This is a genomic window from Paenibacillus amylolyticus (assembly GCF_003719335.1).
In the GTDB taxonomy this organism is placed as follows: Bacteria; Bacillota; Bacilli; order Paenibacillales; family Paenibacillaceae; genus Paenibacillus; species Paenibacillus amylolyticus_D.
Genome location: NZ_RIAS01000014.1, coordinates 24,234 through 37,744, shown reverse-complemented (window position 1 = coordinate 37,744; position 13,511 = coordinate 24,234). Strand labels below are relative to the sequence as shown.

Sequence of the window (13,511 nt, the reverse complement as noted above, 5' to 3'; positions counted from 1 at the left end):
AAGCCCCTTGCGGGACTTCTTCAATTATTGAATTTAGTTCATCACACTTATTGGTTCTCAAGCTCTTCCTTGCTCACCAGGCTAACTAAAGCGTTTACAGCCTGATCGGCATCCGCGCCCTCTGCACTAATATGGATTTCCGTACCTGTGCTGATTGCAAGGCTCATGATCCCCATGATACTTTTAGCATTAACTTTTTTATCGTCCTTCTCGACGAACACTTCAGATGAGTACTTATTCGCTTCCTGAACGAACAGTGCCGCAGGTCTGGCATGGAGACCCGTTTTCAAACGGACAACTACCGGGTGCTTTGTCATAGAAACTTACCCCCTATTATGAAATCTGGACATTAAATACACAATTATATTTATACAACATTATACCATTAACCCGTGCAGGACACTAGAAGAAAAAACATGGCCCTCGGACTTAGACAGAAAGCTGACGCCGAGGTATCTTCTTCACCTACAGGATTAATCTACAACGACCTGTTAAGGTCATAACAAATCTTAAACCTAATTGATTCATTTCAACCTTTAACTATAACGTTCCGCGCGCACTTTCTCAGCAAGCTCATCAATCTTCCGAAGGCGATGGTTCACGCCTGATTTGCTCACCGTACCTTTTAGCAGTTCGCCAACTTCCTTCAGATTGATATCAGGATGGGCAAGCCTTACCTCGGCTACTTCACGCAGCTTATCTGGAAGAGATTCCAGACCTACTTCCTTTTGCAGTAAACGGATATTGTCGATTTGTCTGACCGCTGCTCCAATCGTTTTGTTCAGATTGGCTGTCTCACAATTAACGATCCGATTCACCGAGTTACGCATGTCCCGCATAATTCGCACGTCTTCAAACTTGAACAAGGCCTGGTGAGCACCAATGATGCTAAGCAACTCAATGATTTTCTCGCCTTCCTTAATGTATAGGATGAATCCTTTTTTCCTTTCTATACACCGGGCATTGAGATGAAATTCATTGGCCAGATCCACCAGCGCCTGACAATGCTCTTCATACATGGACGCAATCTCCAGATGATATGAGGAGCCCTCCGGGTTATTCACTGAGCCACCTGCCAAAAACGCACCGCGAAGATATGCCCGCTTACAACAGTTCTTCTCCAGCAACCCTTCGTTAATACCAGGCGTAAACAGAAATCCTTCGGAGACGATGTGCAGCTCCTTTAGAATCTCCTGAACCATAGACGGAACACGAACAATATACACATTGTTCTTCTTCAGCCGCATTTTTTTGCGAACCAACAATTCCGTATGCACTTGAAAATGCTTTTTAAGCAGAGAGTATGCCCTTCTTGCGATCGCAGCATTCTCTGTCGAAATATCCAAGATGACTTTTTTATTCGATAGCTGCACTGCACCAAGCATACGGATGAGGGCTGAAAGTTCCGCCTGTTCGCAGCACGCTTCACTTTCAATCATCGTTAACTCTTTTTTAGTCTGTGCTGCAAATGACATGGGACTTCACCTCTTCCGTAACATCCAATTTTGAACCAGTTGGTAAATATGATGGCTGAGCTTATCGGCATCATGGCGCAGATAGGTTTTGAACAAAACCAGTGTATCTGCGACAACTTGATAACCTGAACTTTTAAGCACATTCATATCAAGAACAACCGGTTTTGCTCCTTTTTCCGCATACTTATTCTGCACTTGTAGCGGAATATCACCGTTGTTCACGATCACGTAGTCAAAGAGCTGGTGACCAATATGCTCCTGCACCGCTTTAAGGTGATCGCTCACTGTATAATTATCGGTCTCGCCTGGCTGTGTCATCACGTTACAGATAAACATCTTCACCGCATCCGTTTCAACAACAGCCTCAGCCAGCTTAGGCACAAGCAGATTAGGAAGGATACTCGTATACAGACTACCCGGACCAATCAGAATCGCATCTGCTTGACGTATAGCCTCCACGGCTTCTGGCAACGGCTCCACGTGATCCGGTTCAAGGAAGACACGTTTAATACGCCCGCCTGCCTCAGGAATTTTGGACTCGCCTGAAATAATCGATCCATCCTCCATCTCAGCGTGTAACACAACAGCTTGGCCCGCTGCCGGAAGTACCTGACCCCTAACGGCAAACACGCGGCTAAGCTCCCGCACAGCGGTCACAAAGTCGCCTGATATATCGGTCATTGCAGCCAATATCAAATTGCCTAGGCTGTGGCCTGCAAGCCCCGCGCCTGTGTTGAAACGATATTTTAACATGTCCGAAAGCAGTGGTTCAACATCTGCCAGCGCGGTGAGCACGTTACGAATGTCGCCTGGAGGCGGCATTTGTAACTCACTGCGCAAGATCCCTGAACTTCCACCGTCATCAGCAACCGTAACAATTGCCGTGATATCCATCGGTTTTTCTTTTAAACCGCGTAACATCACGGATAATCCGGTTCCACCGCCCATAACAACGATTCTCGGACGTTCTCTCCGTGGTCCGGCCTCTTTCATCCCTTCACCCTCTTCAATGACGGTCCCGGTCAGCGTCGCGATGGCTTACGGTAACAGCTTCAGTCTCACTGCTTCCCAGCATTTTGCCCAAATATTCCGATATTGCTACCGAACGATGCTTGCCTCCGGTACAGCCGATTCCAATAATAACCTGGCTTTTGCCTTCCTTCCGGTATTGCGGAATCAGAAAATGCAGCATATCCAGCAGCTTGGTCAGAAACGCTTGCGTTTCAGGCCATTTCATAACATATTCGTACACTTCACTATTTTGTCCTGTATTCGGACGCAAATGATCAATATAATGTGGATTTGGTAAAAAACGAACATCAAATACGAGATCCGCATCAATCGGAATACCGTATTTAAATCCGAAGGACGTTATATTCACAGACAACATCTGGCTCTCCAAATGAGAGAAACGCGAGATAATGCGCTCCTTCAATTGAGCAGGCTTCATGGTGCTGGTATTGAGCACCTGAGTTGCTGAATTTTTAAGCTCCTCCAGCATCTTGCGCTCCAGCTTAATGCCATCCAGCGGCATACCTTCTGGTGCTAACGGATGTCTGCGTCTGCTCTCTTTGTATCGTTGAACCAGAACCGAATCGGTTGCATCCAAAAAAAGAATTTCGCAGTGAATCGTAAAATGATCCTTGATATAATTTAAAGACTCGGACAATGCTGTGAAAAATTCACGTCCCCGAAGATCGATGACCAGGGCTACCTTGCCGATCTTGCCATTCGACTGTTCAATCAACTCCGCGAATTTAGGAATTAGAACAGGCGGTAAATTATCTACGCAGAAAAACCCTAGATCTTCCAGGCTCTGCACAGCTATCGTTTTACCCGCTCCGGACATGCCCGTAATGATAATGAGCGTGGCGCCTGTGCCTGGTGAGCCTTCACCGTCAAGCATAAATGTCCCCTCCTTATCATATTGCTGTCGGATATATCGTGTTACAAAGTTACTACGAACGTAAGAGGAGACCTGCCGCGCCTACGATACCTGCATCATTACCCAGCGTAGCTTCCAAAATCTGAACACCTTGTTGCAGCGGTTCTGGAGTCAGTTGAGCAAACACAGTTCGAATCTCATCAAACAAGAAGTCGCCTGCCTTGGATACACCACCGCCAACAATGAATAATTCCGGGTTCAGTACAGCCGCTACGGTTGCCATGGATTTGCCCAAATAATAAGCCGCACGGTTTACAATGCGCAATGCCACTTCATCGCCCGCTTTAGCCGCATCAAATACTTCCTTGGCAGCGATTTTGTCTACCAAAGCAAGGGACGTATGATCACCACGCTCTACAGCATCCTTCGCCATACGAATGATGCCTGTTGCAGATGATACCGTCTCTACACATCCCATTTTACCACAACCACACTTGATCGCTTCCAGATCAGGCACAACACTGATGTGACCCAGTTCCCCTGCCATACCGGAAAACCCTTGATAGATTTTACCGTTCAGGATGAGACCGCCGCCAACGCCTGTACCGAGTGTGAAGCATACGCAATTGTCTACACCCTTGCCGGCTCCAGCCCAAGCTTCACCCAGAGCAGCAACGTTCGCATCATTATCTATTTTGACGGGCTTGCCCAGACGCTCTTCCAGAACCGAACGAATGGCTACATTCCGAAATCCGATGTTAGGAGCATGAACAATAATCCCCTCGCGTACATTCGTGAAACCGGCAACTCCTGCCCCGACACCCTCAAGCTGTTCCCAGCTGTACGGTGATTCGGCAACGATATGACGGACATACTTCTCGATGTTGGCGATAACCGTGTCAACGCCCTGATCCACTTCAGTCGGTCCTTCATACGTATGCATAAGCTGACCTTGATCATCACATATACCGACCTTGATTGCTGTTCCGCCGAGATCGACCCCAACGTAGATTTTCTCAGACATGCTGCAAGCCACCTTTATCTATCTAAAATAGTTTAAGTCCTACGTACCAACTATAATTGAAGGATACGCCGGGGTCAAGACGAGAAGACCTCATGCGCAACATGCTTTGGCAGGGTTGTGAACGACATCACACACCATTTTTGAATCCGCATACAACCTCCTCTTGATCTATTAAAACGCCATGCTCCCTCCTTCCCTGATAGAAAGGGTAGCCTCAACTCATGATATTTCATTATCACTCGTTCCATTCATACAAAATGACAATGGTCATCTGACATTCATGACATGTCTTACCAAATCACTCGTGATACCTTCACCTTAGGTGCGGGTATAACAAAAAAACGCCATCCAGCGAAGCACTGGAGGCGTTTATTCTTTTTTCCAACTGTTCAGTGAACTTTGGGAAATCAGTTACAGCTTTGTCTCAACGCGCACAGGCTCTTCGGTCTTCTCCATCTTGTTGACATCCAGAATGTCCAGCATGAAGACAAAGATCGGAATACCAATAATCAAGCCCCAGATACCGAGGAAATGCTGCGATAGAATCAGCACGATAAAGGTGTAAAACATCGGCAGCTTGGTCTTGTGCGCCATCAGCTTCGGATTCAGGAAATATGTTTCCAGCGCATGGATAATGATGATCATAATGATCACGATGATGGCCATCTGCAGTCCACCCATTTGATACCCGATCAGACAGAGTGGCACAAGGGAGATCATAACCCCCGCTACAGGCACCAGACTGAGCAAGAAGACCATAATTGTTAACGCGAACAGGTAAGGGTAACCTAATATCCACAATCCGAGCATCGTCAGCACCGTATTAAACACGGCGATGAGCAACTGTGCTTCAATAACTTTACCGAAAGAAGATACAAATTTATCGCCCAGGTATGCCACTTCATTATAAAACCAGCCGATTTTACTTGTTTTGAACTTGGACGTAAATTTATAGATTTCTTTTTTCTGTAACAGGAAGAACAAGCTCAAAATAATAACCAGCAGGATGAATTCCAGCCATTTGCTCAAGGCAAAGATGTATTTCAGCGCTTCGTTGGTATAATTTTTAATATCAAAGGACTGCAGATAACCTGCGATCTTGGAGGCAAAATTATCACCATCCGCCGTGTCGAGAAACTTCATAATCTCGTTGGTTAACTGTACAACCTGATCCACAATCCGCGGTGAATATCTGGATATCCCGAGCACAATCCCGGCAATCACGATCATATACAGCAGAATGACCACAACTTTATAGTTGATAGGAAAAAATCGATTCAAACCTCTTGTGATGAGATGCTGCAGCCTGTTCATGACGTAAGTCACCAGGAACAACAGCAGAATCATATGAAGCATACTCCCCATACTGAACAAAATTAAACAGAACAACAGCAGGATCAAAAAACGCCTAACTGTCGCATTATGAAGCCACTCTTTTATCATTTCCCCCAACACCTTCACCTCACAGCTAATTTACCCCTTATGTATACGAAATCATGCCCGCCATCGTTTCAAAAAAGAGAAGCCCCCCGGCTTCTCTCAGTTCATGAGACTTCCCGTTGTCTCTTATGTTAATTTATTCCACGCTTTGTGAAACAGTCATGCTTATTACTTATCCAATGTTTCGCTCCAGTCGTGCACGATGCTTCCCTCCAGGAATTTTTCACAGTCCATCGCCGCCATACAACCCGATCCTGCCGCTGTAATGGCCTGGCGATATTTTGTATCCTGAACATCACCACAAGCAAACACACCTGGAATATTTGTTTCCGTTGTCCCTGGCTTCACCACAACGTACCCATGGTCATCCAGCGCAATGGCATTACCTAGGAACCCCGTGTTTGGCGTGTGACCAATGGCAACAAACACACCGTCTGCTTCAATCAGCTCTTCTTGTCCCGTTTCATTATTGCGTACTTTCAATCCTTTGACACCTAGTGCTTCAGGAACAACTTCAAGCGGTGTACGGTTCAAAGCCCACTTTACCTTCTCGTTGCTGCGCGCACGGTCCTGCATAATCTTGGATGCACGCAGCTCATCCCGGCGGTGAACCAGTGTAACGTCCGTGGCAAAACGAGTCAAAAAGCTCGCTTCTTCCATGGCGGAGTCGCCGCCGCCCACCACAACGATCTTCTTGCCGCGGAAGAAAAATCCGTCACATGTTGCACATGTACTTACTCCCCGCCCTACGTTTTCCTGCTCACCCGGAATACCGAGATAACGAGCCGAAGCACCCGTGGAGATAATGATGGAGTCTGCTTCCAACTCACCGATACCGCCCACACTTACTTTAAAAGGCTGCTTACTGAAATCAACTTCTTCCACCCAGCCGTTCTTGAATTCAGCGCCAAAACGCTCTGCTTGCTTGCGCATGTTGTCCATCAACTCAGGCCCCATAATACCTTGCGGAAAACCCGGGAAGTTCTCAACTTCTGTAGTCGTCGTCAATTGACCGCCCGGCTGAAGACCTTCAATCACCAGCGGTTTCAGATTCGCACGAGCCAGGTATATCGCTGCTGTCAGACCCGCAGGCCCAGTTCCGATCACAATCGTTCTGTATTTAGACATATAGATACAGCCTCCTTCATCAGGTTGAGATGTGTAATGGTCGCGAATAACTTGCCAAGATGGTATCTACAGGCATTTTGAGACCTATTCGTTAAGTTTACCCGTTTTTCCGGTTAATGTATCCTTCGCTTAGGGACAACCTTGCTTCAAGCTTGAATTTCAACGTTTTACCGAGTCTATATCTCTGAAGCTAGTGATTTGGCGGAGCTGCACTACAAATCTGGTTGAGCTGTCTCGCATATTTGCTTACGGTAGATGCAGATATACCGTAACGTTCAGCGATACTTTGATACGTAACGGGTCGGCTACGGTTTTTGGAAGCCAGATACTCCAGACCTGCAGCCCATCCTTCAATCTGTTTGGAACCAGACAGATCCGGGCATACCCTGGAGACATAGTCTGTCCAGATCCGCTCCATCTCGTGCTGTAGTTCGGCTCTCGCCTCTGACATCTGAAGCGCACGATCAACAACAACCTGCCAATGAGAAGTTGCTCCCGTTTCCGCATGATTCGCCGCGACATCGGCCTTACCCACTTTACGAAGAGATTTCAGAGTCTCCGGAGTGAGTGTTTGGGGTACTTTAGCATCCAATTCATGATGTTCAGCACGTTGCAGATCATGCAAAACGACCTGTGCTGCCTTGACCAGGGTAGACTCTTCACCAGGTTCATTAATGAACAATTGCAGGGCCTGTTGCACCTCGTAATCTCCAATCATGCCAAGCGCATGAATAACCTGCAACTTGGTTGCCTGATCCCCATGACGCAATGCCCAGAAGAACGATGAGCGAATCAACGGATCATTTTTCATCTCTTCCGGAATGCCGTTACCGTAATCCTCCCATTGCTTGAATTGCTCGTCAAAAGGAAGGTGGTAGTGATAGCTTAACTTATTCGGCTCCTGCATACCTTGAAGTACCGCCTCGAGGCCGTCCAAATAATAACGAGCCACCTCGGAACCTGGATCGAGCTTATTCACATGATGCCACAGTCGCTTCGCCATGTCATACCGTTCCGTGTTGAAGGCCGCAACTGCTGCGTAATGCGCCAGTGCCGGATCAGCAGCGGTTTCTTCAACTTTGAGCAGCCGGCGGAAATGGATGTAGGCCGCGTCGTGCTGGCCCAGAATCCCCATTGTCGTAGCCAGCTTGTACACCTGTTCGTGCTGGTATGGCACGATCGTACGCAGTTTTTTGATCAACAGCAGCACTTGATCTGTCCGATTCTCATTTTGATAGAAGATCGCCAGATTACAAAGTGCGTGCAGATTGCCCGGTTCCTGTTCCAGCACTTCAGCGATAGTCTCTTTCGCTTTAGAAAACAGTCCCATATAATAATAGGCGAGAGCCAGATTGTTACGGGCAGCGAGATAATCCGGATAATCGGGCGACATGCCTTCGAGCAACTCTGCAGCTTGGGCAAACTTCCCCTCTTCCAGAAACTCGCGTGCCTGATCGTGCTCCACAACACCTTTACGTGACTTGATTCGATTTAATTTGGCCGGGCGATCCAGCTCATAATACAAAAGCTCCATCATTTCTTCGGCTTCCGTCATGAACTGCCCCTGCGTGTCTTCCTCCAGATAGGTCACCAGCGCACGCTCGGCTTCCTCGAATTGATCCATGTTGGCATAATTGTTCGCCATATAGAAATAACATTCCGTCATCGACGGGTCAACCTCATCCAGCACATGAGCCAGAATGGCATTGGAAGCCTTATAGTCTCCCTTTTCTGATAAAATACCTGCCATATTACAATGATTCACCGGGTTTTCCGGCTCGTACTCAACAGCTTTACGAAAATATTTCAATGCCTTGTCGACATGATTACGGTCCAGCGAGCGGACAGCTCTTTCAAAAAAGAAAGAAGCATCCAAGTGAATCGGTATAATATTGGCAAGGTGACCCTCGGTCCGCACTAGCTTGCCCTTCATCTCGCAAGGCACCTCCTCTTTGTTTTCATTCATACTCTTCAGTATACCACATCTTTAGGCGCTCTTCGCTATATGTAGTTTCATGTCGTTTATGAAAAAAATACAAATAATTCAGATGGCATTTCATCCCGATTATGAGTGAAATATCATCGGTAAGGAGCTTCATAAATAATTGAATTTCACACCTCATATAATACTCTCCATTTAAGGGAATCTAGATGGTATGAATTGTTTGTGGTAGAATAAGTCTATATTTTTAGTAGCATCCTAATTTTGAATCTTTTACTATAAAATCACCTATTACATCACTTCATTTCAGTTTTACACGTTAATTATTAACGTAAATTGTGTCTATTACAAAAATAAGTGAATATTATCCAAGGAGATGAAAGTTAAATGAATATCACAAAAACAAAGTTGCTCTTATTCATGGTCATGTGTTTCGTTGCCTTAGTTGGATGTTCCAAAGAGAATGAAAACAAGTTAAATTTGGATGATGTGTTAACTGCACTTAAATCACAAAATTTGAAATTGGAGCCTTTTGGTATAACCGGATATCCCATGAAATTAAATGATGTTATACCGGAAGCATACTCAGTCAAGACGTCAGGCGCAGAAGAAGACAGTAATACCGAAGAATTTATCCATTTCTATATCTTCAATTCAGAAAAGGATCGTTTAAAAGGAGCTAAAGAATTTAACAAAATCACAGAAAATACCAATTCGACATCATCTCCTTTTCTATACGAAAAAGAAAATATTCTCCTTATTTACTGGAGTAACAGCAAAGATCATCCATTAATGGGTGAAGCAATTGAAACTGCGTTAGAACAACTAAATTCATAATACGCTAACTCCAATCGAAAACACCTAAAACTGAAAGTCACCTTTTAGAAATTAGACTGACCTACGGTTAGTCCGATGAATTTCTAAAAGGTGACTTTATGCTTTGAAGCAATTGATGGCCAGAAAGCTGGGCGTCCGGTACAGAGATTGAAATCGGCAGAAATGAATTCAACTTTCAAATAGTTACTATAACCATGTGAATCCAAAAGACTGGCATCAGTATCGTACCGATGCCAGTCTTTTGATGTTTCTTTGTTCTGAAACATTGTGACTACTTAATTACTGAATAATTTATTTCAAGTTTGTCTTTGGAAGCTTCTAGAAGTTGATTTTGATATGCATCAAAATCATTAATATCGTTAATCTTTCCTTCCTTCACTAGTTGATCAAAAAGTTTACCAAGTAAAATTGCTTTTTCATAACCATATCTTGTTTCTTCGCTATTCCAAAATTCATCTTCAGTTAGACCAGTTATTCTAATTCTATTAGACATAAGTTCTTTAACTAAGTAATTATCTGAATCCAAATCCGGATCGTTTAACGCAGCTTTTTCTGCTGTGATTACATCGTTAATTTCCTGATCTGTTGCTTCAAGTCCTAAATTTTTAGCATTTTGCACAGTCAAATCAGACTTAATTAATTCGTTAATTATGTCATCATCGCTTTGAGTAGCCTGCTTCAATAAGCTATTATTATTATTGTTAAGGCCACTAAGTAGTTCGGAACTCTTTTTGTAAAATACAAATCTATCTCTTGTGATTTCAATTCCATCCCCCACTACCAACGGAGATTGTGCTGCTAAACTACGATTCATTTTTCCATTTTCAAGACTTAACTGAATCTTATCAAATCCTTCTTTGATTTGTTCTCTTGGAATGGTCGACTGAGAATAAATTACTGAACCCGTCACTAATACAGCTGCAAAAACACCCACCATAATTGATAATAATTTTTTCTTCAAAATGGTTTACCTCCTAATGTGATATTCTGAAAGAATCAGTGACACTTCCACCGCCAGTACACTTTCCAATATTCGGTGTCGCAACGCCATAGTTTTCAACGTTTACAGAGAATGGGGAGTCGGTAGTATAACTCCATCCATTAGATTTGTAACCTAAAACGGCTGTTCCAGGTGATACAATATAGCTTCCTTGAACAGGAAGATTAACTGTCTGCGATCCAAACTTAGTGGACTTTCTTATTCCCAATGTTGTTGAGCAACCAGCCAAACCATAGCTACTAGGAGAGAGCACGCTTGCGTTAGATTCTGTATAAGTATACAACTTCGCACCTGACTGTACTTTAGAGGAGTATGTTAGTGACGAAGATACTGTGACAAGCACACTAAATGTGATGCCACCATCTAAACCCCACTGAATAATATTTTTTGATGTAGAACTATTATCAACTGCTGCACTTGCTGTTGAATAAAACGGGACAATCAATAGCGCAAAGCAAATTGGAATGATTAAAAATAATCTTTGTATCTTACTCACAAGAATACCTCCAAATATTATATTTCCCCCATTAATCAAACCCCTCCATAAAGTCTAAATTTGGGAATATTATACTTTATATACGCTTACAAAAAACAAAAGTTACACTAAAATTCAAAAAAACGGATATTTTGAGAATGAACACTATAAAAGTCCTACGAGTAATATTAAACATTTACAGATAATACTTACATCATAATAACATTAAGGTATCATTTGACTTGATTAGTTTTTCTTTTCTATAAAGTAGCAGGAACTACCTCAGCGCTATGAGGGTGCACAATACACTTGATCGAGCGAAATTCAGACTACAAGAGAACTACGAAGAGATTGAAGTGATCAGTGAAATGCCTTTGTTATTACCACAAAAAGTTTTGAGAAAACATAAACAGCGTGCACCAGATGAATATCGGTACACGCTGTTTACTTAATTTTATAAATACTTAGCTAAGAAGTTTACTGAAATTTCTCATCATACTAGTGACGGAGAAAGGGTTATATTCAACGTTTTATCGAAGGGAGTCATGAAATTAACCAGTACAATTTTGCAATTCTCAGGCATTTTGGCTTCACGCACCGTTGCCGCCAGATGTCCCATCTCGCCTCCATCAATCTCAAGCCAATCTTCTCCGCAACTATAACGAAGCTTGCCGCCTTTCCACAGAATACTACCATCACTGGTTTCTATGCCATCCTCACAGCTAAGCTCTCCTTCATTTCCGAATACAAAGGATAACTGCATCATGATGTCCTGTGGTTCCTCACCAGTCAGATGCATCGTCCAGCCGCGATCTGTCTGCAGTACCTCGGCACCAACACGGAATGTCTGCTCATGTGTAAGTGCACGAGTCTGATGTGGAAGCAAATACCACGGGCTGATCGATGAGGAAGCTGTAGCTGGTAGATCGGCTGAAGGAATTGGTCCGTAGTAGCCTTTCTTCTGTTCCCCGGTCAATCGATATCCCTGAGGCAATCGCGTCATCTTTTGCATCGGTACATATCCGGGGTTGAAGTAAGATGCTAACTGAACCGCGAGCAGTCGTACCTCACCGTGACGAAGTGCAAAAAACGGAGCTACCTCCGTCATAACCGTCACACTGGTCTCTCCATCACGGATTCGGGCAACGGGAGCACCAAAATCCGTGTGCATGCGACTGTGCGAGATTCGTCCATAATGGCCTACATTCTCCATTTGGCCCACATAACTTTCACGTCCAAAATGCTCATTGAGCATCACTTCATATTGACTAGGGAGCGCATCCATTGTACCCGTAGTCTGTTGAAGCTCAGGCTCTAGCAACAATCGTACGAGCGCATTCACCGAACATACGCCTGGGTCTGTCAAATCGCTGTCTGCCCAAGCAGCCATACCTGCAAAAATCGGATCTTGATCCAGTTTGGCCATAATTGCATAGGGCAAATAATAGGATGACAAGCCATGTTTACTGCCCAGATCCTGGCGGCCTGAATAATCGGTCACAATTTCACCTGTAGGATGTACGAGATATACCATCATACGAAGGTTCAAACGTACTGGCTCCAGCAATTCAGGACGGTTCAACAACCGCGCGGCATGAATCAACATAATATCACTCACCGCATTGTAGATCCCGTTGCTTCGTTCGGTCCACTCCCCATCAGGGGTAATATCAATCCCTTCTGCCAGCCATTGCTCCGCACGTTGCACCGCTTCCTCTATACCAAAGATCTCATGCAGAAACCCAAGTGCGGCACACAAAACCCAGCGGTGGTTTGGTGTGTGACAGCCTCCCGTTAACATGACTGGAATCGTCCGTTCCAGAAACAGTCGCATATTATCAAGCACAGGCTTCAGTGGTGCCCAATCCTGTTGGTTCAAAAGTTGATATAACTGCGAATACCCTACGACAACAAAAGCAGTATCTGGCGGGGAATGATAGTTGGTCCAACCGGGTGATATCGATCCATCACTGTGCTGATGACGGAGCACAAACTCACTCGCTAGCCGAAGTCTCTCTAACAGAGCCTCGTCACGATAATATGTTGAATCCGGATTAGAAAGAGCCGCTCCCCAAAAACACATATCTGTAGGTGTTCCCGTCGTATGGTTAACCCAAGCCACACCTGAAAAAGGATCAATTGTTCCACCATAGTAACGACTTTCCGGATCAAGAACCTGCCGCTCTACACCTCGTTCAGTGGCTCTGTCATTACTTTCTACCATTTCTCTATACATCTACATTCCCCCTCCGTCCCATCCATCAATAGCGTCAACTCATACAAATCCAGTCCTATTTAAAAGATA

12 protein-coding genes are annotated in these 13,511 nt (G+C 44.6%); 1 reads left to right on the top strand and 11 read right to left on the bottom strand.

The genetic code is table 11. From position 1 onward, the window contains the following. Positions 1–47: 47 nt before the first annotated feature. The 8 genes from EC604_RS21880 to EC604_RS21845 form a co-directional block, all read right to left on the bottom strand. Positions 48–317: an HPr family phosphocarrier protein gene (locus EC604_RS21880; RefSeq protein WP_090924792.1), complete on the bottom strand. Its 270-nt coding sequence runs from the start codon at positions 315–317 to the stop codon at positions 48–50. 219 nt (positions 318–536) lie between these two features. Then, complete coding sequence (gene whiA / locus EC604_RS21875; RefSeq protein ID WP_123066171.1) at positions 537–1,475, bottom strand: DNA-binding protein WhiA; 939 nt, start codon at positions 1,473–1,475, stop codon at positions 537–539. Positions 1,476–1,481: 6 nt separating this feature from the next. Continuing rightward, on the bottom strand, positions 1,482–2,468 hold the full coding sequence (locus EC604_RS21870) for a gluconeogenesis factor YvcK family protein (RefSeq protein WP_123066170.1): 987 nt from the start codon (positions 2,466–2,468) through the stop codon (positions 1,482–1,484). 13 nt (positions 2,469–2,481) lie between these two features. Continuing rightward, positions 2,482–3,381, bottom strand: coding sequence for an RNase adapter RapZ (gene rapZ, locus EC604_RS21865; protein ID WP_090924789.1), 900 nt, complete (start codon positions 3,379–3,381; stop codon positions 2,482–2,484). A 52-nt stretch (positions 3,382–3,433) separates the two neighbouring features. Beyond that, on the bottom strand, positions 3,434–4,384 hold the full coding sequence (locus tag EC604_RS21860; RefSeq protein WP_123066169.1) for an ROK family glucokinase: 951 nt from the start codon (positions 4,382–4,384) through the stop codon (positions 3,434–3,436). Positions 4,385–4,795: 411 nt separating this feature from the next. After that, positions 4,796–5,827, bottom strand: coding sequence for an AI-2E family transporter (locus tag EC604_RS21855; protein WP_123066168.1), 1,032 nt, complete (start codon positions 5,825–5,827; stop codon positions 4,796–4,798). Between the two features lie 165 nt (positions 5,828–5,992). Then, entirely contained in the window at positions 5,993–6,952 is a 960-nt protein-coding gene (gene trxB / locus EC604_RS21850; protein WP_123066167.1) for a thioredoxin-disulfide reductase, read from the bottom strand. A gap of 190 nt (positions 6,953–7,142) precedes the next feature. Next, positions 7,143–8,885 carry a tetratricopeptide repeat protein gene (locus EC604_RS21845; RefSeq protein WP_123066166.1) on the bottom strand — a complete coding sequence of 581 codons (1,743 nt, stop codon included), beginning with the start codon at positions 8,883–8,885 and terminating at the stop codon, positions 7,143–7,145. A gap of 396 nt (positions 8,886–9,281) precedes the next feature. Here EC604_RS21845 and EC604_RS21840 point away from each other — a divergent pair, with 396 nt between their 5' ends. Then, positions 9,282–9,731 carry a hypothetical protein gene (locus EC604_RS21840; protein ID WP_123066165.1) on the top strand — a complete coding sequence of 150 codons (450 nt, stop codon included), beginning with the start codon at positions 9,282–9,284 and terminating at the stop codon, positions 9,729–9,731. Positions 9,732–10,002: 271 nt separating this feature from the next. On the opposite strand, the gene EC604_RS21835 is transcribed toward EC604_RS21840, so the two are convergent. The 3 genes from EC604_RS21835 to EC604_RS21830 all read right to left on the bottom strand — a co-directional run bounded on the left by EC604_RS21835 (position 10,003) and on the right by EC604_RS21830 (position 13,442). Continuing rightward, the gene (locus EC604_RS21835; RefSeq protein ID WP_123066164.1) at positions 10,003–10,692 is read right to left on the bottom strand and encodes a SurA N-terminal domain-containing protein; all 690 of its coding nucleotides are present in this window, start codon (positions 10,690–10,692) and stop codon (positions 10,003–10,005) included. A gap of 13 nt (positions 10,693–10,705) precedes the next feature. Continuing rightward, complete coding sequence (locus tag EC604_RS29755; RefSeq protein ID WP_151458107.1) at positions 10,706–11,227, bottom strand: hypothetical protein; 522 nt, start codon at positions 11,225–11,227, stop codon at positions 10,706–10,708. Between the two features lie 472 nt (positions 11,228–11,699). Then, on the bottom strand, positions 11,700–13,442 hold the full coding sequence (locus tag EC604_RS21830; RefSeq protein WP_123066163.1) for a hypothetical protein: 1,743 nt from the start codon (positions 13,440–13,442) through the stop codon (positions 11,700–11,702). Between the last annotated feature and the right edge of the window lie 69 nt (positions 13,443–13,511).